This window comes from Thiobacillus sp. (genome assembly GCF_013693775.1).
Taxonomy (GTDB): domain Bacteria; phylum Pseudomonadota; class Gammaproteobacteria; order Burkholderiales; family Thiobacillaceae; genus Thiobacillus.
On sequence record NZ_CP059257.1, the window covers coordinates 1,335,639 to 1,359,644 of the forward strand.

A 24,006-nucleotide genomic window follows, 5' to 3' on the forward strand; every position below is an offset into this window, starting at 1 on the left:
AAAACGATAAGCGGATGTGTATCAACCGATCCACCCGAGGGGGAAACATGCTTGCAAGAACCTTGGCCAGCCTGAGCCTGCTGGCCGCCGCGCAACCCGCGCTGGCGAATATCGATATCCAGTTCGACTTCAGCTACGACACGTCCAATTTCTTTTCGTCCAATCCCGACAGTGTCGCCGCATTGAATGCCGCCGCATCCGTATTCGAGACGCGTTTTGCGGACAACCTGACCGCGATCACGTCGTCCGGGCCCAACCATTTCAGTACGGTATTCTTCAATCCTTCCACGCCCGGGACCGATGTCACGCTGAGCAATCAGAGCGTGGCCACCGACGTCATCCGCATCTATGCCGGCGCCGCCAACCTGGGCGGCTCGACCCTGGGTATCGGCGGTCCGGGCGGATACAGCTGCTCCGGCTTCAGCAGTTTCTGCAACACCGACACGCAACGCGGGCAAGGCGAAACGCAGAACCTGTACGACAGCAATGGCACCCTTCTGTCCCGCGACGCCGTCGATGTCGCACCGTGGGGCGGCTCGATCAGCTTCGATAACGCTTCGACCAACTGGTACTTCGGTCTGACCACGGCCGGCCTCAATTCCTCCGAATACGATTTCTACTCGGTTGCCGTGCACGAACTGGCCCACGTCCTCGGATTCGGCACCGCCGATTCCTTCGAAGCCCTGACGTTCGGCACCGACTTCATTGGCGCAAGCACAGGCCCGGTCGCGCTGTCCGCCGACCTCGGCCACTGGGCGGACGGCACGCTCAGCACCGTCAATGGCGTCAGCCAGGAAACCGCGATGAGCCCCGCCATCTACAACGGCCAGCGCAAATACTTCACCGCCCTCGACTTCGCCGCCATGCAGGACATCGGCTGGCAGGTCACCGCCGTGCCAGAAGCCGATACCTGGGCGATGCTGCTGGCAGGACTGGGACTGGTCGGGTTCGCCGCGCGCCGGCGAACGGTTTGAGCGCCGGTTGCAGCCAATCAGAAACGGCGGGGAATCCCGCCGTTTCTGATTGCAGACGCCGATTGCTCAGGCCAGCACCGCCGTCAGATAGGTGACATACAGCGCGCCGTTGACGAACAGGTGCCACACGCGCAAGCCGCCGTTCAGGGCAGCCCAGCGCAGCCAGAAGGCCGCGACCAGCGTGATCACCACGCCCAGCAGGACTTCCTNTTGCGGCGCCCATGGCGTCAGCGAAATCCCGATGGCAGGCAGCAGCGTACCCTGGAACACCATGGCGCCGGTGATGTTGCCGAACGCCAGCGTGTCCTTGTGTTTGCGGATCCACAGGATCGAATTCACCTTCTCCGGCAACTCGGTCGCGATCGGGATGATCATCAGCGACAACAGCAGCGCGGATATGCCCAGGATGGGCGCCGCCAGCTCGACGCCGTGGATAAAGCCCTTGGCGCCGGCAATCAGCAATGCCAGACCCAGCGCCAGCTGTACCAGGATGAAAAACAGATTCTGCGGCAGGCCCAGACGTGTCAGCAGCATGGGCGACCCCGCCTCGGTCGCATGTCCGTCCTCAACCAGTTTGGCCGACGCACGCAGGGTCAGCATCACGTAGACGAAGTAGATCATCACCATGACGAAGGCGAGCGCAGCGCGGACCCAGCCGTCGCCATGCGGCACGAACATGGCGACAAACGCCAGCAGGAAGGCCATCAGGAAGAAATCCAGATCGCGCTTGAGCCCGGTTTTCTCCGGCGTGAGGTGGCCCTGGATACCACGGCGTTTCAGCACGGCCACACTCATCAGTGACAGCGACAGCGTCGACAGCATCAGCGGCGCGCCCAGGATGGCGCCAACTCCGATTTCCTCGTTGGTGATGGTGTTGCCGGTGCCGGCGAAGATCGCCAGCAGCGGCACCAGGGTTTCGGGCATGGCAGTGCCGATCGCGGCGAACAGTGAACCGGTCACGCCTTCCGAGATATTGAGTTTCTCGCCCAGATGCTCAAGCGCGTTGACAAAGATTTCCGCCGCCACGAGGATGAGCAGCAGATAGCCGAAGAGTTCGAGAAACAGCATGGGAGGCAGCCGCGAGGAAAACCGCGATTCTACCAGTCGGGACCGGCTTGCCCCGGCTGGGTTTTCACGCCTGGCCGAAGGCAGTTACCACGCTCGTCTCGCCAACTCTTCCGGCGTCGGGGTTGTGTTGTTCTCCGCGCCGCACTGCGGTGCATGCCGGGCATGGAAACAGGTATTACCGCAGGCGCTCGCCGGCCTGGCGGACGAATTCCACGAAGTCGACGTCAGCGAGGCCACCGGGGTGGCACGCTACTTCGGCATTTTCCACCTGCCCACGATCTATCTCTATCGCGACGGCCGGTTTCACGCCGAACTGCAGTGCGAGGCGCGGCCCGAGACCATCCGGCAGGTCGCGCAACAACTGCTTGCAGCGTCGCCGCAGGACGAGCCCTAGAAGCCACGCACGTGCCGAAGTACGCGTGGAATCGTATGTCTAGCTCAACATCAGCGCGCGCCCGACAAACACGACTGCAATCGTCAGCAGCCCGATGGCGAGATTGATGCCGATCAGTTTGCGGATCTGCGCCAGCGCCGCGCCGCCCGCTTTCCAGTCCTGTGTGCCCACCGCACGCTTGAGTTTCTTGTAGGGCGCGAAGAACACGTGCGCGAAAATCAGCATCATCACCACGCCCAATACCAGCATGGTCAGCGCATAGTGCGGCGCTGCGGCACCGCCGAGCTTCATCAGCATGTGCAAGCCGCTCAGCAGAATCAGAACGACCGAAACCCACACCCACGGAAAGAACTTGCCGAACACGCCGGCCCACAGCGTCAGGCGTTGCGGCGGCTCCAGCACGCTGGCCGCCACCGGACGCAGCGCCATATAGGCGAAGAACATGCCGCCCACCCAGACGACGATGCTTAGAACATGCAACAACAAGGTCAAGTTCACGCGATCTCCTTTCAGAACAGGTTCAAAACAAAGTTACCTGGTCGAGCACGAGCTTGACCGGGGCGAAGCTCCTGCGGTGTTGCGGGCAGGCGCCGTGTATCTTCAATGCATCGAGATGGGCGGCGGTGCCGTAGCCCATGTGCTGGGCAAAGCCGTAGACGGGATATTCGTCATGCAGGCTGCACATGAATTGATCGCGCGCAGTCTTGGCGAGAATCGAGGCTGCGGCGATCGCCGCCACTTTGTCGTCACCCTTGACCACGGCTTGCGAACGCCACGGCCACTCGGGACAGCGGTTGCCATCGACAAGCACCTCATCCGGCGTGCGGCCCAACCCCGACACGGCACGTTGCATCGCCAGCATGGTGGCATGCAGGATGTTAAGCCTGTCGATTTCGGCGACACTGGCTTCGGCCACGCACCAGGCAATGGCCCGTTTGCGAATCTCGGCGGCCAGGCGGTCGCGCGCGGCGGCCGACAGTTTCTTGGAATCGCGCAGGCCCGCTATGGGGTCGCCAGGATCGAGCATGACGGCGGCGGCCATCACGGGGCCTGCCAACGGCCCACGGCCCGCCTCGTCGACGCCGCACAAGCCAAGTGGGCCGACATGCAGAACGATGGATGAACGCGGTTTCATGTCCGCGTCACCAGATAAGGCGCAACCGCCTCGGCGATGCGCGCGCTGGCATCCTGCTTCAGGCTCAAGTGGATGCCGCGGAACGTCTCGACGACGGCACGCCGACGCGGCTCATCGTCGAGCCACGCCAGGGCGTCGTTTGCCAGGTTCTCGGGCGTCGCGTCTTCCTGTACCCGTTCCGGCACCACGAAATCGCGTGCCAGAATGTTCGGCAGCCCGATCCATGGCAGCAGCGCCTTTTTGCGCATCAGGTGTGCGGTGAGCGCGGGCACACGATAGGTGATGACCATGGGCTTCTTGAACAATGCGGCTTCGAGCGTGGCCGTACCCGATGCCACCAGCGCCACGTCGCAGGCCGCCAGCGCAGCATGAGACTGTCCGGCCAGAATATGCAGCGGCACATCCAGCCCCTGCCCGGCCTGTCGGATCAGCCGGCTGGCGGCTTCGCTTGCGGCAGGCAGCACGAACTGCGCGTCAGGATGATGGCGCAGGATGCGCACGGCGGACTCCAGCATCAGCCGCGCATGACGCGTCACCTCGGACAACCGGCTACCCGGCAGCAGTGCGACGACCGGCCCTGTCTGCAGGCCCAGCGCCGCCCGTGCACCGGCGGTATCGGGTTCCAGTGGAATGACGTCGGCCAACGGATGACCCACATAGCTGACAGGTATGCCCGCACCCCGATAGATTTCCGCCTCGAACGGAAAGACCACCAGCATGTGCGACACCGCCTGCCTGATGCGATGAATCCGCTCGGGTCGCCATGCCCAGATCGACGGGCTGACGAAATGCACGGTGGGAATGCCGGCCTGCTTGAGCTTCGCTTCCAGCGTGAAATTGAAATCCGGCGCATCGATGCCGACGAACACGCGTGGCCGCTCGCGCAGGAAATAGCGGGTGATACGCGAACGGATCCACAGCAGTTCGGGCAGATGGCGCAGCACTTCGACGTAGCCGTTGACCGCCAGTTTCTCGCTCGGGTAGATCGCCTTGACGCCGGTCTCGATCATGCGCGGGCCGGCGATGCCGGCAGCCTGCAAATCGGGGCGGCTTTGTTGCAGCGCGGCAATGAAGTGCGCCCCCAGGAGATCGCCGGACGCTTCGCCGGCGACCACGCCGAGCTTGGGGACATCATGAATTCGCACGATGATCGCGCAGGATTTGGGTTGATAGGGACATTTTGAGAAGGAGAGGCGTAGCCGACCCTACGTCCGACTGAACAAAATCGTTCATATCAGCCAAAAGACAAGCGAGGGCGTGTGAATTCATGATGTCGCCAAGCGGACATCACCGAATGATGCCGCGCTCGGCGCGTGCGAGGAAATCGAGCAACTGCTGCACTTCGGCATGCTTCACGCCTTCTGGCGCGAGCTTGGCCTGCGCTTCGGCCAGGGTGTTGCCTTCTCGGTAGAGCGTCTTGTAGGCGCGCTTGAGAGCGGTCAGCGCTTCGGCGGAAAACCCGCGCCGCTTGAGGCCTTCGCTGTTGAGTCCGTGCGGCGCGGCCGGCTGGCCCGACGCCATGACGAAGGGTGGAATGTCCTTGAACACCACGCTGGAGATGCCGGTCATCACATGCGCGCCGATCTTGCAGAACTGGTGCACGCCGGTGAAGCCGCCGAGGATCGCCCAGTCGCCGACTTCGGCATGGCCCGCCAGCGAGGCGTTGTTGGCGAAGATGGTGCGGTCACCCACCACGCAGTCATGCGCGATGTGAACGTAGGCCATGATCCAGTTGTGGCTGCCGATGGTGGTGACGCCGCGATCCTGCACGGTGCCGGTGTTGAAGGTACAGAACTCGCGGATGACGTTGTCGTTGCCGATTTCCAGGCGGGTCGGTTCGCCGGCGTATTTCTTGTCCTGCGGCGCCTCGCCGAGCGATACGAAATGGAAGATCGTGTTGCGTGCGCCGATCCGGGTGTGGCCGGTGATGACGGCATGGGCGCCGACCGTGGTGCCGGCGCCGATCTCGACGTGCTCGCCGATGATCGTGTAGGGACCGATATCGACGTCGTCGGCAAGCCGTGCGCCCGGCGCGACCAGCGCGGTGGGGTGTATCGTCGCCATGTCAGGGTTTGTCGCGCAGCGTGGCCATCAGTTCGGCTTCGGCGACCAGCGCGCCGTCCACTTCGGCCCGGCCGGTGTACTTCCAGATGCCGCGCATCTCGCGCACGATCTCCGCCTTGAGGACCAGCTGGTCGCCCGGTCTGACCGGCTTCTTGAAGCGCGCATTGTCGATGCCCGCGAAGTAGATAATGCCGATCTGATCCGGCGTGTAATTCTTGGTCTTGAACGACAGGATCCCCGCGGCCTGCGCCATCGCTTCCAGGATCAGCACACCCGGCATCACCGGCGCCCCGGGAAGTGGCCCGGGAAAAAGGGCTCGTTGATGGTGACGTTCTTGATCGCTGTGATGGACTTGCCGAGTTCGAGTTCGATGACCTTGTCGATCAGCAGGAAGGGTAGCGGTGCGGCAGGTACTGCATGACCTGCTCGATGTCCATGATCATGATTTGCTTTCCAGTTCGGTTAGGCGTTTTTCGAGCTGCTTGATGCGGTTTACCAGCTTGTCGAGGTTGCGCATGTGCACGGCATTCTTCTGCCACACGTCGTGTTCCGAGAAGGGCAGCGCCGACGTGTAGGTGCCCGCTTTCGGCAGCGATTTGGTGATCAGCGTATTGGTCGAGATGCGGGTGCCGTCGGCGATCTCGATGTGGCCGAAGATCATTGCCGCGCCGCCGATGGTGCAATGGCGACCGATCTTCGCGCTGCCGGCGATGCCGGTGCAGGCGGCGATCGCGGTATGCGCGCCGATCGTCACGTTGTGCGCCACCTGGATCAGGTTGTCGAGCTTGACACCTTCCTCGATCACCGTGTCTTCCAGGGCGCCGCGGTCGATGGTGGTGCAGGCGCCGACCTCGACGTCGTCGCCGATCAGCACGCGGCCGATCTGCGGGATCTTCTCCCAGCGGCCGTCGTTGGGCGCGAAACCAAAGCCGTCCGCGCCGATCACGCAGCCCGCGTGAAGGATGGCACGATCGCCCACTTCGCAGCGGTGATACAGCGTGACGTTGGCATGCAGCAGACAATCGTCGCCGATGCGGGCATGGTCGCCGACGACGCAGTTGGGGCCGACCACCGTGCGTGCGCCAACCACGGCGCCCGCACCGATCACCGCGCCGGGGCCAATGCTGGCGTCGGCGGCTATCCTGGCGTCAACGGCAACCGTCGCCGCGGGATGGGTGCCCGCGAGCGGGCGCGGCGGCGGGTTCAGCAGGGCCGAGACGCGCGCGAAATACAGGTAAGGGTTGGGCGTAAGGATGCGCGGCAGCGTCGTCGCGTCGCGCGCCTCCAACGGCAGGATTACGGCGGCGGCATGCGTGCCGGCCAGTTGAGCCAAATACCTGGCTTGCGAGACAAAGCCGATTTCGTCTGCCTGCGCCTGGTCCAGCGGCGCAACCTGGCGAATCGTGATGCTGCCATCGCCCAGCAACTCCCCGCCAAAACGCGCAACCAGTTCGGTCAGCGTAGAGGCCATTGGCTGTCTAGCTTCCGCGGCCGAGTTTATTTTCCACGACCACGTTTATTTCCCGCCCAGGGCCTTCATCACGCGATCGGTGATGTCGTTCCTGGGATCGACGTAGACGGCCTGCTCGACGATCAGGTCGAATTTCTCCGTCTTGGCTATGTCCTGGATCGCCTTGCGCGCGCGTTCCTGGATCTGGCTCAACTCTTCGTTACGGCGCAGGTTGAGGTCTTCGCGGAATTCGCGCCNCTTGCGCTGCAGTTCGAGGTTGAGATTGTTGAGATCGCGTTCCTTCGACTTGCGGTCGCTGTCCGACATGGTCACGCCATCCTTGTCGAGCTGCGCCTGCAGGTCACGGGCCTGCTTGGCCAGTTTCTGCAGTTCCTGGTCGCGTCCGGCAAACTCGCGCTCCAGCTTTTTCTGCGCGGCAATCGACAGTGGCGCCTCGCGCAGCAACCTCTCGGTGTTGACGAAGCCGATCTTGGTGTCGGCCAGGACGGGCACGGGCGCGGCCGCGAACGCAGACGCAAGGATCAGGGAAACTGCCAGCTGCTTGAACTTCATCATGAATACTCCAGTAACGACTTACCCTCAGAACACATTGCCAAGGGTGAATTGAAACATTTCAGCTTTGTCGCCCGTCTTCTTGACGATCGGTTGCGCCAGGCTGAATTTGAGCGGGCCGAGCGGCGAAACCCAGAGGACGGCAATGCCCGCCGAATAGCGCAAGTCGCCAAATGCGAACGTCTTGTACAGGTTGTCCTTGTCGTCGGGTCCGAAGGTGGCGCCCGCATCGACAAACGCCGACATGCGTAGCGACTGATCATCCTTGAGACCCGGCAGGGNGAAGAAGACCTCCGCATTGCCGACCACGCGCTTGTCGCCGCCCAGCGCGTCTCCATTTGCGTCCTTGGGTCCCAGGGTGCCCGTCTTGAAGCCGCGCACCGAGCTGTTGCCGCCCGCATAGAAGTTCTTGAAGAACGGCAAGGGCTTGCCGGACAGGCCATCGCCTATCCCAACCTCGCCATTCAGCATCAGGGTGAAGCTCTTGCTCAGCGGAATATATTGCTGGTGCTGGAACGACAGCTTGTAGTACTGCAGGCTGCCGCCCGGCGTGCCCACCTCGGCCGCCACCCGCTGCATCAATCCTTTGGTCGGGAACAAGTAGCTGTCGCGGGTATCGCGCGACCAGGATGTATCCAGACGCACGGTATCGTTGTCCTTGCCGAACTCGTTGACGAATCGCGTGTACTGCACCGGGCTGTCCGAATAGGTGGTGAGCGAAGTCTGCTCGTAGGTCAGGCCGAACGAGAGGAAATCGCGCTCGTTGACCGGCAGGCCGAATCGCACGCCGGCGCCATAGGTCGAGGTCTTGTAGGCGCCCACGTTGGAAAGCGAGGTGGCATCGGCGTCGCGGCGATACAGGTCATAGCCCAGGCTGACGCCATCGATGGTGTAGTAGGGATTGGTGAACGACAGCGCATACACGGTGTTGACGCTGCCCGAGTTGATCTGCGCCGACAGCCGGTTGCCGGTGCCGAACACGTTGCTCTGCGAGACCGAGCCAGACAGAACGATTCCCTCGGACGACGAGAAGCCTGCGCCCAGCATGATGCTGCCGGTGGATTTCTCGGCCACGCTCACGTTGACGTCGACCTGGTCGGTGGTGCCCTGTACCGCCGGGGTCTCGATGTTCACTTCGTTGAAGTAGCCCAGGCGATTGAGGCGGTCGCGCGACAGGTTGATCTTCTCGGCGTCGTAATACGCGCCTTCCATCTGGCGTACTTCGCGGCGCACCACTTCATCGCGGGTCTTGGTGTTGCCCGAGACGTTGACGCGATTCACGTATACACGGCGGCCAGGATCGACGAACAGCGTGAACGCGACCGTGCGCTTCTCCTTGTCGAGTTCGGGCACCGCGTTGACATTGGCGAAAGCATAGCCGTCGTTGCCGAGGCGGTCGCCAATGGCCTTGGTGGTCTCGGTCAGGCGATCGCGCGCGAACACCTCGCCCGGCTTGATGGTGATGAGCTTTTTCAGTTCGGCTTCCGGTACCAGCATCTGCCCGGCCAGCTTGACGTCGGACACCTTGTACTGGGGGCCCTCGGTCACGTTGACGGTGATATAGATGCCCTGCTTGTCCGGCGAGATCGATACCTGGGTTGAATCGACGTTGAACTCGAGATAGCCGCGATTGAGGTAGAACGAGCGCAGGGCTTCGATGTCGCCGGCCAGGCGCGTCTTGGAATACTGGTCGTTCTTGGTGTACCAGGTCAGCCAGCCCGGCGTGGTCGAGGTGAACTGCTTCAGCAGTTCCTTTTCCTTGAACGCCTGGTTGCCGACGATATTGATCTGCTGGATCTTTGCGCTATTGCCTTCCACCACGTCGAACTGGACGGCGACCCGGTTGCGCTCCAGCGGCGTCAGGGTGGACTTGATCTCGACGGCATACTTGCCGCGGTTGAAATATTGCCGCTGCAGTTCCTGCTCGGCCTTGTCCAGAAGGGAGCGGTCGAGCACGCGGCCCTCGGCCAGTCCGGTTTCCTTGAGGCCCTTCTTCAGGTCATCCTCGGAAAACTCCTTGATGCCGGTCAGGGTGATCTTGGCAATCGACGGACGTTCCTCGACGGTGACGATCACCACGCCGTCGCGTGCTTCCAGCCGCACATCCTTGAAAANACCGGTGGCATACAAGGCCTTGATCGCCGCGGCGGTCTTCTCGTCAGTCATCGTGTCGCCAACCTTGACCGGCAGGTAGCTGAACACCGTGCCTGCCTCGGTGCGCTGGATCCCTTCGACCCGGATGTCCTTGACGACGAAAGGTTCTGCTGCGAACACGGGCTGCGCGGCGAATACGACGGCAAGGGCAAGCGTCAAACGGTTCAGGATCATGGTTGTTATCATCCGCCTATCAGGCGTTGCAAATCGTTGAACAGGGCAAACGACATCAGCAGAAGCAGGAGCATCATGCCGATCCGGCTCCCTATTTCCATGGTGCGCTCGGACACCGGGCGACCGGTCAAAACTTCGGCAACATAATACATGAGGTGCCNCCCATCCAACAGCGGGACAGGCAGCAGGTTCAGCACCCCCAGGCTCACGCTCACCAGCGCCAGAAAGCCGATGAAACTGATCCACCCGAGCGTGGCACTCTGGCCGGCATAGTCGGCAATGGTCAGCGGGCCCGACAGGTNTTTCCAGGACACCTGACCCAGCACCATGCGCCCCATCATCTCGAGCGTGAACAGGCTCATGTCCCAGGTTTTTTCCGTGCCGCGTCCCAGCGCCTCGACCGGTCCGTAGCGTACCTCGGTCATCAGGTCGTCCATCAACGCAGGATCGACCTTGGGACCGGCGCCGATCTTGCCGATACGCTGGCCATTTTCATCCACCGTATCGGGCACGACCGTCAATTCGCGCATTTGCCCCTCGCGTTCGTATTCGATGCGCAAGGATTGCGACGGATGCTGGCGGATCAGTTTCACCCAGTCCTGCCAGTTCGTCACGGCTTTCCCGTTGGCGGCGACCAGCCGGTCTCCGCTCTGGAAGCCTGCGCGCGCCGCCGCGCCGCCCGGCAGGACCTCGCCGATGACCGGCTCGATCTCGGGATCGTAGCGTACGATCCCGAGCGGGCGCAGGGTGTCCCGTTCCAGGTTCTCGGTATCCATCGGCGGCGCGTCGAGCTGCACGCTACGGCCATCGGCCAATTCCAGCACAAGCGGGTCACCCGCCACACCGGCGCGCAGCAATTCCAGTCGCAGGTCCTGGAATGACGGGGTGTCAGCACCATTGACGCGGCGGATTTCATCCCCTGACACCAATCCCGCCTGCGCGGCCGGCGTGCCGGCTGGCGGCTCGCCGATCAGCGGCTTCATCGCTGGCATGCCGTGCAGGAACAGCGCCCAGTAGAACACGATGGCCAACAGGAAATTGGCGATCGGGCCCGCCGCGACGATGCCGATGCGGCGCCAGACGCTCGCCCGATTGAAGCTGCGATGCGCCTCTGCGGCCGGGACCTCACCTTCGCGTTCGTCGAGCATCTTCACGTAACCGCCAAAGGGTAGCGCGGCCAGCGCCCATTCGGTCTGGTCGGGGCCGAAACGGCGACTGAACAGGGGTGNGCCAAATCCGAGCGAAAAACGCAGCACCTTGACGCCGGCCAACCGGGCCGCCAGGTAGTGACCGAATTCGTGCACCACCACCAGGATGGCGATGGCGACCAGGAACCAGACGACGGTATGCAGCACGCTCATGCGCAGGTCTCCAGGTAGGCGCCCGCCACGCGGCGCGCCTGGCGGTCCGCTTCGAGCAGGTCGTCCAGCGTATCCGCCGGGCCGCCCGCCAGCGTGTCCAGCGCGTGGGCAATACTGGCAGCGATGGCGTTGAACGGAACCGCGTCATCGAGGAAACGCGCGACCGCGACTTCGTTGGCGGCGTTCAGCACGGCTGCGGCATTGCCCCCGCATGCAGGGCATCGAACGCCAGCTGCAGGCAAGGGAAGCGTATGGTATCGGGGGCTTCGAACGTCAACTGCTTGCCCATCAATTCCAGCGCCGACACGCCGGCCTCGATGCGCTCGGGAAAGCCCAGCGCGTAGGCGATCGGCGTGCGCATGTCGGGCGTGCCCATCTGCGCGATCACCGAGCCGTCGGCGTACTCGACCATGGAATGCACGATGCTCTGCGGATGCACCACCACCTTGATCTGCTCGGGGCGCGCGTTGAAGAGCCAGCGCGCCTCGATCACTTCGAGCCCCTTGTTCATCAGGCTTGCCGAATCGACCGAAATCTTCCTGCCCATCACCCAGTTGGGATGCGCCACCGCCTGTGCCGGCGTGGCGGCGGCGATCGCCTCGGCCGACAGGGTGCGGAACGGCCCGCCCGACGCGGTCAGCCACAGCGCCTTCACCCCGGCACGCTGGAAGTCGCCGTCGAAGTCGCGCGGCAATGCCTGGAAAATGGCGTTGTGCTCGGAATCGATCGGCAGCAGTTCGGCGCCGCTGGCGGCGATGGCATCCATGAACAGCTGGCCGGACACCACCAGGGTTTCCTTGTTGGCCAACAGGATCCGCTTGCCGGCCTGGGCGGCCGCCAGCGTCGCGGGCAGACCGGCCGCGCCCACGATCGCCGCCATCACGGTATCGACCTCGGGCGCCGTCGACACCTCGGTGAGCGCGGCAGCCCCCTCGAGTACCTCGACCGCCAGGCCTTCGGCAGCCACCCGATCGCGCAGGGCAGCGGCGGCGGCTGGCTCGCTCATCACCACGAAGCGCGGGCGGTGCGTGCGGATCTGTTCCACCATGCGTTCGACCTGAGTGGCGCCGCTGAGGGCGAACACCTTGAAACGACCGGGGTGGCGCGCCACGACATCGAGCGTGTTGACGCCGATGGTACCGGTGGCGCCCAGGATGGTGAGGACACGCGGTTTCATGTCGCTTTCATTCATGGGGAATGCTCCAGCCACATCCACATGCCCGTGGCGATCGGCAGGGTGGAAGTCAGTGCATCGATCCGGTCAAGCACGCCGCCGTGCCCCGGCAACGTGTCGCCGCTGTCCTTCATGCCCGACACGCGCTTGATCCACGACTCGAACAGATCACCCAGTACCGACAGGTAGAGCAGCCCGCACACCATGAAAAACAACGGCCGCATAGGCAGAGCGCTCCACAGACTCAAGGCGACGGTATACACAGCCAGTGCCACGAACGCGCCCGCCACGCCTTCCCAGGTCTTGCCGGGACTGATGGCGGGTGCGAGCTTGTGGCGCCCGAACGAACGCCCAGAGAAATAGGCAGCGGTATCGGCGATCCAGACGACCGCCATCACGCCCAGCAACACGGCAGGCCCGCGCGCATGCAGATAGAGCAACGCCGCCCAGGTCGGCAGCAGAAGCACGACCCCGATCGCGGCACGCACGAACACACGGGATGCTTCCCAGCGTCCCAACAGCCATAGGGGAGCAACCAGCAACCAGAAGACGATGGCCAGAACAATCAGGGCGGTCTGAAAAGCTGACCAGCCTCCGGCCAGTCCATACGGCAGCACCAGCGCACACAGCGTCAGCAGGATGGCATAGACGCGCGCAGACAGCGGCGAAAAATGGCTCAGGCGCGCCCATTCGTAAGCCGCCATGCCCACCACGCCCGCCATCAGGATCCCCCACAACCATGCAGGCGCCCACAATGCGGCCGGCACGAACACGGCCAACAACAATACGGCGGTGCCTATCCTGCTGAGAAGCGGCGTCATGGATGGCGTCTCTGGAATACCGTCACGACGCGGATCGCACCTGCTCGCTGGTGCGGCCAAAACGGCGTTCACGGGTTCGATAGGAGGCGATCGCTTCGTCCAGCGCCACCGGATCGAAGTCAGGCCACAGCGCATCGGTGAAATAAAGCTCAGTGTAGGCCAACTGCCACAGCAGGAAATTGCTGATGCGCTGCTCGCCGCCGGTGCGGATGAACAGATCCGGCTCGGGCATGTCGGCAATACTGAGTTTCTGCGCCAGCGCCACTTCATCAACTTCGTCCGGCGACACGCCGGACGCCATCAATTNCTTCATCGCCTGTACGATGTCCCAGCGTCCGCCGTAATTGGCCGCGACGGTGAAAGTAAGGCGGGTATTGCCGCGCGTCAGTGCTTCCGCATCGCGGATCAGGGTCTGGATACGCTCGGAAAAGCCCGTCAGGTCGCCGATGACACGGAAACGGATGCCGTTTTCGTGCAGGCGCGCGACCTCATTTTCCAATGCACGCATGAACAGTTCCATCAGCAGCGTGACTTCTTCCTGCGGACGTCGCCAGTTCTCTGAACTGAAGGCGAATACGGTGAGATGCGACACGCCACGCTCGGCGCAAGCGCGAATCACGCCGCGCAGCGCCTCAACGCCCTTGCGATGCCCGGCAACACGCGGCATCAGCCGGCGCTTCGCCCAGCGACCGTTGCCATCCATGATGATGGCGATGTGCCGCGGCACGTCAGTGCCGACAGTCGTCGCTTGCTTCTTGCGGGTAGACACGCCGGATATGCTCGTCTGACTGCTCAGACCGCGAGCAGGTCCTTCTCTTTGTCGGCCAGCATCTTGTCGATCTCGCCGATGAACTTGTCCGTCAGTTTCTGTACCTCGTCCTGGGTACGGCGCTCTTCATCCTCGGTCGCGGTCTTGGCCTTGACCATATCCTTCAACGTGCCATTGGCGTCACGACGGATGTTGCGTACCGCGACGCGCGCGTTTTCCGCCTCGCCGCGCACGACCTTGATCAGATCCTTGCGGCGTTCCTCGGTCAGCGAAGGCATCGGCACGCGGATGATGTCGCCGTGTGTCGCCGGATTCAGGCCCAGATCGCCATCGCGAATCGCTTTCTCGATCTTGCCGACCATATTCTTTTCGTAAGGCTGCACACCCAGCGTGCGTGAATCGACCAGCGACACGTTGGCCACCTGCGGCACCGGCGTCGGGTTGCCGTAGTACTCGACCATCACGTGGTCGAGAATGCCGGTGTGGGCGCGTCCGGTGCGCACCTTGGCGAGATCAGTCTTCAGCGCTTCCAGCGTCTTACCCATTTNTTGCTCGGTAGACTGCTTGATTTCGGCGATGGTGGTTTCAGCCATTTCAACTCCTCAATGGTTGCTTACCCGCGTACCCTCGTCCTCGCCCATCACCACGCGCTTGAGCGCGCCGGGTTTGAAGACGTTGAACACGACGAGCGACAGTTTCTGTTCGCGACACAAGGCAAAGGCGGCGGTATCGAGCACGCCGAGATTGTTGGCGATCGCCTCGTCGAAACTCAGGGTCTCGTAACGGCGGGCATTCGCATCCTTCTTGGGGTCGGCGGTATAGACGCCGTCGACCTTGGTTGCCTTCAGCAGCAGGTCGGCGCCGATCTCGGCCGCGCGCAGGGCAGCGGCAGTATCTGTGGTGAAAAACGGATTGCCGGTTCNCCCGCCGAAAATCACCACCCGCCCGGCTTCCAGTTCGCGCACCGCCGCGTCACGCTCGAAATCTTCGCCCAGGTGGGCGATGTGCACGGCCGTCTGCACGCGTGCCTCGACCCCGGCTTGCAGCAGCGCATCCTTCAGCGCCAGCGCATTCATCACCGTCGCCAGCATGCCCATCGAATCGGCGGTGGCGCGGTTCATTCCGGACAGTGCGCCGGTGGCGCCACGGAACAGATTGCCCCCACCGACCACGATACCGACCTGTATACCCAGCGCAACGACTTCACGAATCTGTCCGACGAAGCCGGCCATGGTCTCGGCGTGATAGCCAAAGCTGTCCGGCCCCATCAGGGCCTCGCCGGACAGCTTCAGCAGGATGCGTCGCACCGGCGTCATGCCCGGTCAGACCTTGGAGGCTGCCGCGACTTCAGCGGCGAAGTCGGACACTTTCTTCTCGATGCCCTCGCCCACCACGTACATCACGAAGCCGTGGCACTGCGAGTTCTTCGACTTCAGCACCTGCTCGACGGTCTGCTTGTCGTCCTTGACGAAAGGCTGCGACAGCAGCGTGACTTCCTTGAGAAACTTCTGCACCGTGCCTTCGGCGATTTNTTCCAGCATGGCTTCCGGCTTGCCGGCTTCCTTGGCCTTTTCGATCGCGACACGGCGTTCCGTGTCGATCAGCTCCTGCGAGACGCCCGAAGCATCCAGCGACTTCGGCTTGGACGCCGCGATATGCATCGCGATGTCGCGCGCCAGCGCTTCGTCGCCGGTCACGTCGACCAGCACGCCGATCTTGCCGCCATGGATGTAGCTGGCGAACTTGCCCTGGCCGTTCAGGCGCACGAAGCGGCGCACCGACATGTTTTCGCCGATCTTGCCGACCAGTTCGGTGCGGAAGGCTTCCACCGTGCTGCCCTTGTAGGGCAGTGCGGACAAGGCGGCGACGTCGGCCGGATTCTGTTCCAGCACCATGCCGGCGAGCGCATTGGACAGCGCCATGAAGTCGTCGTTCTTGGCCACGAAGTCGGTTTCGCAGTTGACTTCGACCATGGCGGCGGACTTGCCGTCGGCACTGATGGCAATGGTCACGATCCCTTCGGCAGCCACGCGGCCGGCACTCTTGGCGGCCTTGTTGCCGAAGCGCACGCGCAGGATTTCTTCCGCCTTCTGCATGTCGCCGCCGGCTTCCGACAACGCCTTCTTGCAGTCCATCATCGGCGCGTCGGTTTTCTCGCGCAGATCCTTGACCATGCTTGCAGTGATTTCAGCCATTTCGAACTCCTATCCCAAATTACTCGATTAAATTCAGCCAATATAGAAAGAGGGGCCAACGCCCCTCCTCGAATACGTTCGCCGGGGATGTCTCCCGGCGATATTGAGCACGTCGCGTTTATTCAGCGGCGACGCCACCCTCTTCTTCCACCTCGACGAACTCCTCGCCACCGACGATCTCGCTGATGACCTGGGCACGGCCTTCCAGCGCCGCATCGGCCATGCCGCGGGCGTACAGGCGAATTGCGCGCGCCGAGTCATCGTTGCCGGGGACGATGTAGTCCACGCCTTCCGGGCTGTTGTTGGTGTCGACCACACCGATCACCGGAATGCCCAGCTTCTTTGCCTCGACCACGGCGCCCTTCTGGTAACCGACGTCGATGATGAACAGCGCGTCGGGCAGGCCGCCCATTTCACGGATGCCGCCCAGGCTGCGGTTCAGTTTGTCGACTTCGCGCTGGACGGTGAGGATTTCCTTCTTCGACAGACGGCCCGGTTCGGCCAGCGAGGCTTCCAGTTCGTTCAGGCGTTTGATGGACTGCTTGACCGTCTTGAAGTTCGTCAGCATGCCGCCGAGCCAGCGGTTGTCGACGTAAGGCATGCCGGCGCGCTGCGCTTCTTCGCGCACGATGTCGCGTGCGGCGCGCTTGGTGCCGACGAATAGCACGTTGCCCTTGTTGGCGGCCAGCTGGCGCACGAATTTCTGCGCCTCCTGGAACATCGGCAGCGATTTTTCCAGGTTGACGATATGGATCTTGTTGCGATGGCCGAAAATGAACGGGGCCATCTTGGGGTTCCAGAAGCGGGTCTGGTGGCCGAAGTGGACACCGGCCTCCAGCATTTGGCGCATGGTGACAGACATGAAAATCTCCTAAAGGGTTGAGCCTCCACCCGTCAGCAGCCGCGCGCCGTCTCAGTCTGAACGCGCAACCACCCTTTAATGACAGGTGTGCGAATTTGTCCGAACCATTTCGGACAGCCCGCGATTCTAATTCGAACGGGCACTTATTTCAAGGTGCCGACGGCAGGGCAATCTGCAGCCACACCGCCAGCCCGCCGCCGGGCCGGTCCTGCAGACTGACCGCCCACCCTTGTGCGGCCGCCAGCTGGCGCACGATCGCCAGCCCCAGCCCTGAGCCGCCGGTGGCAACGTTGCGCGAGGCTTCCATCCGGTAGAACGGACGGAACACCGCCTCCTGCTCCGACTCGGGAATCCCGGGGCCGCGGTCGAGCACGCCGATGCGACACCTTCCTTCCGCAGCCTCGGCACGCAGCGTCACCGGCTGGCCTCCGCCATAGCGCAGGGCGTTTTCCAGCAGGTTGGCCAGGATGCGGCGCAAAGCGCCGATGGGCACCTCGAGCGCAATATCGGCCGCCTCGATCTGCACCCGTCCGGGCGCACCGGGCGTGGACTGCACCAGATCGGCCAGCAGATCGGCCAGTACCACCCGCCGGGCAGCCTCATGACCGAAGCCGCGTGCCAGCGTCAGCACATCGCCGATCAGACGGTCCATCGCCTCGATGTCGCCCTCCACCTGCGCCGCCAGTTCCGCGCTCGGCTTCTTCACCAGCATTTCCACCGCCAACCGCAGCCGTGCCAGCGGCGTACGCAGGTCATGCGACACGCCGGCCAGCAACACCGTGCGGGCAGCCAGCAGGTCTTCCACCTGTTTCGTCATCTCGTTGAAGCGGCGGCTCAGGGCTGCGATTTCACGCGGCCCGGTTTCAGGCAGGCGCTCTGGCGTCTGCCCGCGGCCCAGGGAAGTGACCGCCTGCTGCAGCCGTTGCAGCGGCCGGCTGGTCCGACGGGCCAGCCACCAGGCGGCAAGCAGGGTCAGCAACGTGCCGCCGGCCAACGAGGCCAGCACGGCATGGATCGGGCGCGGGCCGATGCGGCTATGGGGAAATCCCACCGACAACTGCCCGTCACCGGCAGGCAGTGATGCCCAGAACCATTCCTGTCCCCGGATTTCCTCGTGCGAGGTTGCGACCGGCCCGCCTACTCGCGCGCTCAGAGACGCCACCAGGAAGCGCAGATAGGGCTCCCGCCATGACGGCGGCGCGGCGTTGTGCGGCGGTTCGGCACGCAGCGCCAGCGCATGCGAGCGTGCCAACTCGATTTCGAAAGCAGGGCGGGTGACCGGCGGCAGTTCGCTCCAGGTCTGCGCCGACAGCGTCATCAGACCCGCGAGGTCGGCCGCCGAACGGCGCGCCATCGGCAACATCAGAAAGTAGGTGATGGCCGATGCCACCAGCAGCTCGAAGAGGATGAAGAACGCCAGCAGCAGCAAGGCGTTCTGCTGCGTCAGGCTCAGGCGCGACGACAGCCTCACGTCTCGCCGCCGCGCGGATTGAACAGGTAGCCCTCGCCGCGCACCGTGCGGATGTAGACGGGCTCCGTGGAATCGGGCTCGATCTTGCGGCGCAAGCGGGTGACGCGGGTATCGACGCTGCGGTCGAACGGATCGCGCTCGTAGCCTTTCAGCATGTCGATCAGGGTATCGCGCGAAAGCACCCGCAGCGGGTGCTCGACGAAGATGCGCAACAGGGCGAATTCGGCGGTCGACAGTTTCACCTCGACGCCGTCGCGGGTAAGCCGGTGGCTGGCCGCATCCAGCCGGTACGGCCCGAAGCTGGGCAGCGCCGGCTGAGAGACTGGCTCACCCTGACCCTGACTGCGCCGCAACAGCGCACGCAGGCGAGCCAGCAACTCGCGTGGACTGAAGGGCTTGGCCAGGTAATCGTCGGCGCCCATTTCCAGACCCACCACGCGGTCGATTTCCTCGCCGCGCGCCGACAGCATGAGGATCGGCACGTTCGACTGGCTGCGCAGGCGGCGCGCCAGCGACAACCCATCCTCGCCGGGCATCATCAGGTCGAGCACGATGGCATCCGGCATGCCGTGCTCCAGCGCCTGCCACATCGCCGGTCCGTCCATCGCCGTTTCCACCGCGAATCCGCTGTCGCCCAGATACGCCTCCAACAGGGTGCGCAACCCCGGGTCGTCGTCCACCACTAGGATGCGTGCCGCAGCGGGCACCGTCACAACGCACTCCGGGCAGGGTTGGGCACAACAGGCTTGAACGATTGCATCATGCGGCGTCCGGATTGGGTGGCGGGTTACGGTTTTCGGGCCTTGCGTCCGATAGTTTTATCCTACCCCACAACAGGGCCTTTCCGGCCCGCCTGTCACAAACGGACACACACTGACATGCAGTGCCATGCAGCCGACATCGCACAGCGACACAATCGGCCCACACTGCATTCCANCCGCAATCCCGCGGCCTCAACGAAACCNNCGAACCGTACATGACCCTGCCCCGCCTGAGCCTGCTCCTTGTCCCGTCCGTCCTGGCCCTTGCCATACCGGCACTGGCCGAGGCACGCCAGGGCAACGCGAACAGCGCGCAGCCTCGCCCCCTCAACCTGTCGTTGCCGCGCGATCTCCCACATCCTTCCGGCACAAGTCAGGTCGACGAGACGGTGCAGCGCAATCTGCGCGCGCCAGCGCCAACCCGGGACAGTCATCAGGCTCCGGCCCACCTGCCTTACGGCACAGGCTACGAACATCGCCACCCGGAAATGGGTGGCACGGGTCAAGGCGCCGGTCCCGGTACCGCCCCTGGTGCTGGCGCCGGACGACGGGGTCGTTAATCCCACTCACTTTAAGGAGCGCACCATGAAATCGACAAAAATACTTTCCGTCATCCTGCTTGCCGCCGGCCTGGTCAGCGGCACAGTCCACGCCAAGGGCGGCCACGCCGGCATGGGGGCGGCATGGGAATGGGCAATGCCGGAATGTCCTCCCTGATTCGGCACAACGCAAGGAAACGCGCACCCAGAACCGCGATGAAAAGCGCATCCAGACGCGCGATGGCACCCAGGCCAACAGTGCGCAGCGTAACCAGAACCGCGACCAGATCCGCACCGAAACCCGCGAGCAGGTTCGCAGCGGAGGAACGTCAGCCGCGGGGCAGTAAGGGCAACGCAGATAGCCGGTGTGTTTTCCGGCGGACACGCAACCGGGGATCTGCTGCCGCATCCTTGGTTGCGCCCACCATGCCATAAGCATGGTTTTTCCAGCGCCTGCCGGGCGCGCTAGAATGCTGCTTTAAGCCCCGCAACTAGCCAAACATGACTGTCACCATCAAAACCGGCGCCGAAATCGAAGGCATGCGCGTCGCCGGACGACTTGCCTCGGAAGTGCTCGACTACATCACGCCTTTCGTCAAACCTGGCGTCACCACGGGCGAGCTCGACCGGCTGTGTCACGACTACATGGTCAACGTGCAGGGCACGATCCCGGCGCCGCTGAACTATGCGCCGTCGGGGCACACCCCCTACCCCAAGTCGATCTGCACCTCGGTCAACAACCAGGTCTGCCACGGCGTGCCAGGCGAGAAAATCCTGAAGAACGGCGACATCGTGAACCTCGACATCACGGTCATCAAGGATGGCTGGCACGGCGATACCAGCCGCATGTTCGTGGCGGGCGAGGGATCGATCCAGGCCAAACGCCTGATCCAGATCACCTACGAAGCCATGTGGGTCGGCATCGACCACGTGAAGCCGGGCGTGCGCCTGGGCGACATCGGCCACGCCATCCAGCGCTTCGCCGAAAACCACGGCTACAGCGTGGTACGCGAGTTCTGCGGCCACGGCATCGGCCGGAATTTCCATGAAGACCCGCAAGTGCTGCACTACGGCAAGCCCGGCACCGGCCTCGTGCTGGAACCGGGCATGACCTTCACCATCGAGCCGATGATCAACGCCGGCCGCCGCGACATCCGCCAGATGCCCGACGGCTGGACCATCGTCACCAAGGACCGCAGCCTCTGCGCAGTGGGAACACACGATCCTGGTGACCGACAGCGGCTACGAAGTCCTGACCGTCTCGGCCGGCACCCCGGCCGTTCCCGACCGCATCCGTCACGCTGCGTGAGCAAACCGCCGTTCGCCGATCTTCGCGAGCGGCTCAAATCGGGCCGCGCCGATCTGGCTGCGGCCTTTCTGCGCAAATCCACCACCCACTACCTGAGCCGCCACGCTGCACTGGTCGACAGCGTGCTGATCGAACTCTCGGCAAGGCTCGCCCTGCCNCCCACGTTCTGCCTCGCGGCCGTCGGCGGCTACGGACGCGGCGAACTGTTNCCCGGGTCCGACGTGGATGTGTTGATGGTACTGCCCCATGACCCCACCCCCGACCAGCAGGCCACGCTGGAAAACTGGGTGCAGGCCTGCTGGGACGTCGGGCTGGAGATCGGCCACAGCGTGCGCACGGTCGATGCCTGCCTGGCTGAGGCCGCGGACATCACGGTGGAAACCAACCTGCTGGAGGCGCGCTTCGTGTGCGGCGCGGCAAGCCTGTTCGACGAATTCGGCCGCCGCTTCCAGGCACGTTTCGACGCCCAGCACTTNTTCGACGGCAAACTGGCCGAGCAGCAGGCGCGCCACGCCCGCTTCGACGACAGCGCCTACAAGCTCGAACCCAACCTGAAGGACAGCCCCGGCGGCCTACGCGACCTGCACACCATACATTGGCTGGCGCAGGCCTGCGGCATCCTCGGCGGCTGGAGCGGCATCGCACGCGCCGGTCTGCTCACCCCCGCCGAGGCGCGCCGCATTGCGCGCGAGGAATATTCGCTGTCGGCCTTGCGCATCCATCTACACCTCCTGTCCGGACGGCGCGAAGACCGTCTTGCCTTCGATTATCAGACCGAACTCGCTGCGCGCCTGGGACTCGCCGCCACGGCGCACAAGCGCGCAGGCGAACGCCTGATGCAGGGGTATTACCGGGCCGCCAAACTGATCCAGCGCGTCAACGACATCCTCATCCAGTCGCTGCGCGTGCGGCTGTTCCCGGTGACCGCACCGCCCGAGCCGATCGATGCCGATTTCCAGTTGCGCGCCAATCTGCTCGAAGCGCGCGCAGCCGACCTGTTCGAGCGCAAACCGGATGCCCTGCTGCGCGCCTTCATCGTCTATGCCCAGCACCCGACGCTCGCCGGTTTCGAGCCGGCGACGCTGCGTGCACTGTGGCGCGGCAGCACGCGCATCGATGCCGCATTTCGCGCCGACCCGCTGCATCGCACCCTGTTCATGACGCTGCTGCGCCAACCGCTGGGCATCACCCGGGCGCTGCGTGCGATGCATCGCTACGGTCTGCTCGGTCGCTACATCCCGGCATTCGGCCGCGTCGTCGGACAAATGCAGCACGACCTCTTCCACGTCTACACGGTCGACGAGCACATTCTCACCGTGCTGCGCAACGTGCGGCGCTTCACCGTGGCGGATCTGGCGCACGAGTTCCCGCTTGCCAGCCGGTTGATCGCCGCGTTCGACAAACCCGAGTTGCTCTACCTGGCCGCCCTGTTCCACGACATCGCCAAGGGACGCGGCGGCGACCATTCCGAACTGGGCGCCGTCGATGCACGCCGGTTCTGCCGCCAGCACCAGCTCGACAAGGCAGACAGCGAACTGGTCGCCTGGCTGGTGGATATGCACCTGGTGATGTCGCGCACCTCGCANAAAGAAGACATCAGCGACCCCGCGGTCATCGCCGCCTTCGCCGCCCGCGTCGGCGACACGCGCCGGCTGGCTGCCCTGTACCTGCTGACCGTGGCCGACATCCGCGGCACCAGCCCGAAGGTCTGGAACGCCTGGAAAGGCAAGCTGCTGGAAGATCTGTATCACGCCACCCGGGCGCGGCTGGCCGGCAGCGATGCCGCGGTGGCGGACATTGCCGCCCGGCAGAACGAAGCACGGGTCAATCTCGCCCTGTACGGCCTGCCGGCCAGCGCCGCCGATACGCTATGGGAGCATCTCGACGAACGCTATTTCGTCCGCTTCGACGCCCGCGACATGGCCTGGCAGGCGCGCATGTTGTGGCGCCGTACCGACAGCACCGACGCCGTCGTGCGGGCGCGGCTGTCGCCGGCTGGCGAGGGCATCCAGGTGCTGGTCTACACGCCCGACCGGGCCGACATCTTCGCCCGTATCTGCGGCTTTTTCGCCCGTATCCAGTACACCATTCTCGAAGCAAAGATCCACACCACGCGCAATGGTTATGCCCTGGACAGTTTCCAGGTGATGGATCTGGCCAATCGCGGCATCCATTACCGCGATTTCCTGAGTTTCGTGGAATACGAACTGGCGCGCGACCTCGACCCCACGCGTCCGATGCAGCCTGTACCGCGCGGCCGCCTGTCACGCCATCAGCGCCATCACCCCTACCCCACCACGGTACGGCTGGAAGCCGACGCCCAGGGCAACGGCCACATGCTGTCGATCACCTGCGCGGATCGCGGGGGCTTGCTGTTTGCGGTCGCGGAAGTGCTGATGCGACATGACGTGAACGTCTATGCCGCCAAGATCGACACACTGGGCGAACGGGTGGAGGATACGTTTCTGATCCGTGGCGCCGCCTTGCAGACGCCCGCGGGCCGCGAGGCATTGGAAGCGGAGACGAGCGAAGCGCTGAAGTGACCTGCGTCGGACCCTAGACGGCCGGGCGCGCGTATTCGTCGACGTAACGGCCGCGCGACGGTGTTTTGCGGGCAGGCGGTGATTTCTTGCGTACGCCGTCGGCCGGCTTCTTGACCTTTTCATCCACGTCGGGCTTGACGCGATTACGCCCGCGCCCGGGGCGAACCGACGTACTGACCCCGCCACATCAGCGAGACCCAGACCGGAATGCCGTT

Annotated in this window: 21 protein-coding genes and 3 pseudogenes; 5 read left to right on the forward strand and 19 right to left on the reverse strand. The window is 63.9% G+C overall.

Annotated elements, in window-relative coordinates; translation table 11 throughout:
- Positions 1-47: 47 nt before the first annotated feature.
- The gene (locus HZY77_RS06620; RefSeq protein WP_296819968.1) at positions 48-974 is read left to right on the forward strand and encodes a PEPxxWA-CTERM sorting domain-containing protein; all 927 of its coding nucleotides are present in this window, start codon (positions 48-50) and stop codon (positions 972-974) included.
- A 66-nt stretch (positions 975-1,040) separates the two neighbouring features.
- Here HZY77_RS06620 and HZY77_RS06625 read toward each other — a convergent pair whose 3' ends face one another.
- Entirely contained in the window at positions 1,041-2,042 is a 1,002-nt protein-coding gene (locus HZY77_RS06625) for a sodium:calcium antiporter (protein ID WP_296819970.1), read from the reverse strand.
- Between HZY77_RS06625 and HZY77_RS06630 the strand changes: the two genes are divergently transcribed.
- Positions 2,041-2,436, forward strand: coding sequence for a thioredoxin family protein (locus HZY77_RS06630; protein WP_296819972.1), 396 nt, complete (start codon positions 2,041-2,043; stop codon positions 2,434-2,436). The two genes, HZY77_RS06625 and HZY77_RS06630, sit on opposite strands and share 2 nt — an antisense overlap.
- Positions 2,437-2,475: 39 nt before the next feature.
- Here the strand turns inward: HZY77_RS06630 and HZY77_RS06635 are convergent, their stop codons facing one another.
- From HZY77_RS06635 to HZY77_RS06720, 18 genes and pseudogenes are all read right to left on the reverse strand, one after another.
- Positions 2,476-2,934, reverse strand: a complete 459-nt coding sequence (locus HZY77_RS06635) for a DUF4149 domain-containing protein (protein ID WP_296819975.1) — start codon at positions 2,932-2,934, stop codon at positions 2,476-2,478.
- A gap of 22 nt (positions 2,935-2,956) precedes the next feature.
- The gene (gene rnhB / locus HZY77_RS06640) at positions 2,957-3,571 is read right to left on the reverse strand and encodes a ribonuclease HII (RefSeq protein WP_296819977.1); all 615 of its coding nucleotides are present in this window, start codon (positions 3,569-3,571) and stop codon (positions 2,957-2,959) included.
- On the reverse strand, positions 3,568-4,686 hold the full coding sequence (lpxB, locus tag HZY77_RS06645) for a lipid-A-disaccharide synthase (protein WP_296820852.1): 1,119 nt from the start codon (positions 4,684-4,686) through the stop codon (positions 3,568-3,570). The genes rnhB and lpxB overlap by 4 nt, the downstream gene beginning before the upstream one ends.
- A gap of 172 nt (positions 4,687-4,858) precedes the next feature.
- The gene (lpxA, locus tag HZY77_RS06650) at positions 4,859-5,635 is read right to left on the reverse strand and encodes an acyl-ACP--UDP-N-acetylglucosamine O-acyltransferase (protein ID WP_296819979.1); all 777 of its coding nucleotides are present in this window, start codon (positions 5,633-5,635) and stop codon (positions 4,859-4,861) included.
- A 1-nt stretch (position 5,636) separates the two neighbouring features.
- A pseudogene (gene fabZ / locus HZY77_RS06655) lies at positions 5,637-6,072 on the reverse strand (3-hydroxyacyl-ACP dehydratase FabZ).
- A 2-nt stretch (positions 6,073-6,074) separates the two neighbouring features.
- Positions 6,075-7,106 (reverse strand): UDP-3-O-(3-hydroxymyristoyl)glucosamine N-acyltransferase, encoded by a 1,032-nt coding sequence (lpxD, locus tag HZY77_RS06660; RefSeq protein WP_296819981.1) that lies wholly within the window; start codon positions 7,104-7,106, stop codon positions 6,075-6,077.
- 45 nt (positions 7,107-7,151) lie between these two features.
- On the reverse strand, positions 7,152-7,661 hold the full coding sequence (locus tag HZY77_RS06665; RefSeq protein ID WP_296819983.1) for an OmpH family outer membrane protein: 510 nt from the start codon (positions 7,659-7,661) through the stop codon (positions 7,152-7,154).
- A gap of 24 nt (positions 7,662-7,685) precedes the next feature.
- Positions 7,686-9,986 carry an outer membrane protein assembly factor BamA gene (gene bamA / locus HZY77_RS06670; protein ID WP_296819986.1) on the reverse strand — a complete coding sequence of 767 codons (2,301 nt, stop codon included), beginning with the start codon at positions 9,984-9,986 and terminating at the stop codon, positions 7,686-7,688.
- A gap of 8 nt (positions 9,987-9,994) precedes the next feature.
- On the reverse strand, positions 9,995-11,347 hold the full coding sequence (gene rseP, locus HZY77_RS06675) for an RIP metalloprotease RseP (RefSeq protein ID WP_296819988.1): 1,353 nt from the start codon (positions 11,345-11,347) through the stop codon (positions 9,995-9,997).
- Positions 11,344-12,524: pseudogene (ispC, locus tag HZY77_RS06680) on the reverse strand (1-deoxy-D-xylulose-5-phosphate reductoisomerase). The gene rseP and the pseudogene ispC overlap by 4 nt, the downstream one beginning before the upstream one ends.
- 11 nt (positions 12,525-12,535) lie before the next feature.
- Positions 12,536-13,342: a phosphatidate cytidylyltransferase gene (locus HZY77_RS06685; protein WP_296819990.1), complete on the reverse strand. Its 807-nt coding sequence runs from the start codon at positions 13,340-13,342 to the stop codon at positions 12,536-12,538.
- Positions 13,343-13,364: 22 nt separating this feature from the next.
- The gene (gene uppS, locus HZY77_RS06690) at positions 13,365-14,045 is read right to left on the reverse strand and encodes a polyprenyl diphosphate synthase (RefSeq protein ID WP_296820854.1); all 681 of its coding nucleotides are present in this window, start codon (positions 14,043-14,045) and stop codon (positions 13,365-13,367) included.
- A gap of 89 nt (positions 14,046-14,134) precedes the next feature.
- Positions 14,135-14,704: a ribosome recycling factor gene (gene frr / locus HZY77_RS06695; protein ID WP_296819993.1), complete on the reverse strand. Its 570-nt coding sequence runs from the start codon at positions 14,702-14,704 to the stop codon at positions 14,135-14,137.
- A gap of 9 nt (positions 14,705-14,713) precedes the next feature.
- The gene (gene pyrH, locus HZY77_RS06700) at positions 14,714-15,427 is read right to left on the reverse strand and encodes a UMP kinase (RefSeq protein ID WP_296819996.1); all 714 of its coding nucleotides are present in this window, start codon (positions 15,425-15,427) and stop codon (positions 14,714-14,716) included.
- A 6-nt stretch (positions 15,428-15,433) separates the two neighbouring features.
- Complete coding sequence (gene tsf, locus HZY77_RS06705; protein ID WP_296819998.1) at positions 15,434-16,306, reverse strand: translation elongation factor Ts; 873 nt, start codon at positions 16,304-16,306, stop codon at positions 15,434-15,436.
- 118 nt (positions 16,307-16,424) lie between these two features.
- The gene (rpsB, locus tag HZY77_RS06710; RefSeq protein ID WP_296632135.1) at positions 16,425-17,168 is read right to left on the reverse strand and encodes a 30S ribosomal protein S2; all 744 of its coding nucleotides are present in this window, start codon (positions 17,166-17,168) and stop codon (positions 16,425-16,427) included.
- A gap of 148 nt (positions 17,169-17,316) precedes the next feature.
- Positions 17,317-18,639: an ATP-binding protein gene (locus HZY77_RS06715; RefSeq protein ID WP_296820000.1), complete on the reverse strand. Its 1,323-nt coding sequence runs from the start codon at positions 18,637-18,639 to the stop codon at positions 17,317-17,319.
- Positions 18,636-19,352, reverse strand: coding sequence for a response regulator (locus tag HZY77_RS06720; RefSeq protein ID WP_296820003.1), 717 nt, complete (start codon positions 19,350-19,352; stop codon positions 18,636-18,638). Before HZY77_RS06720 ends, HZY77_RS06715 begins: the two co-directional genes overlap by 4 nt.
- Before the next feature lie 633 nt (positions 19,353-19,985).
- Between HZY77_RS06720 and HZY77_RS06725 the strand changes: the two genes are divergently transcribed.
- From HZY77_RS06725 to HZY77_RS06735, 3 genes and pseudogenes are all read left to right on the forward strand, one after another.
- Positions 19,986-20,117 (forward strand): hypothetical protein, encoded by a 132-nt coding sequence (locus tag HZY77_RS06725; protein ID WP_296820005.1) that lies wholly within the window; start codon positions 19,986-19,988, stop codon positions 20,115-20,117.
- 323 nt (positions 20,118-20,440) lie between these two features.
- Positions 20,441-21,248 (forward strand): annotated as a pseudogene (map, locus tag HZY77_RS06730) (type I methionyl aminopeptidase).
- Complete coding sequence (locus tag HZY77_RS06735) at positions 21,245-23,791, forward strand: [protein-PII] uridylyltransferase (protein WP_296820007.1); 2,547 nt, start codon at positions 21,245-21,247, stop codon at positions 23,789-23,791. The pseudogene map and the gene HZY77_RS06735 overlap by 4 nt, the downstream one beginning before the upstream one ends.
- The last annotated feature ends 215 nt before the right edge of the window (positions 23,792-24,006 follow it).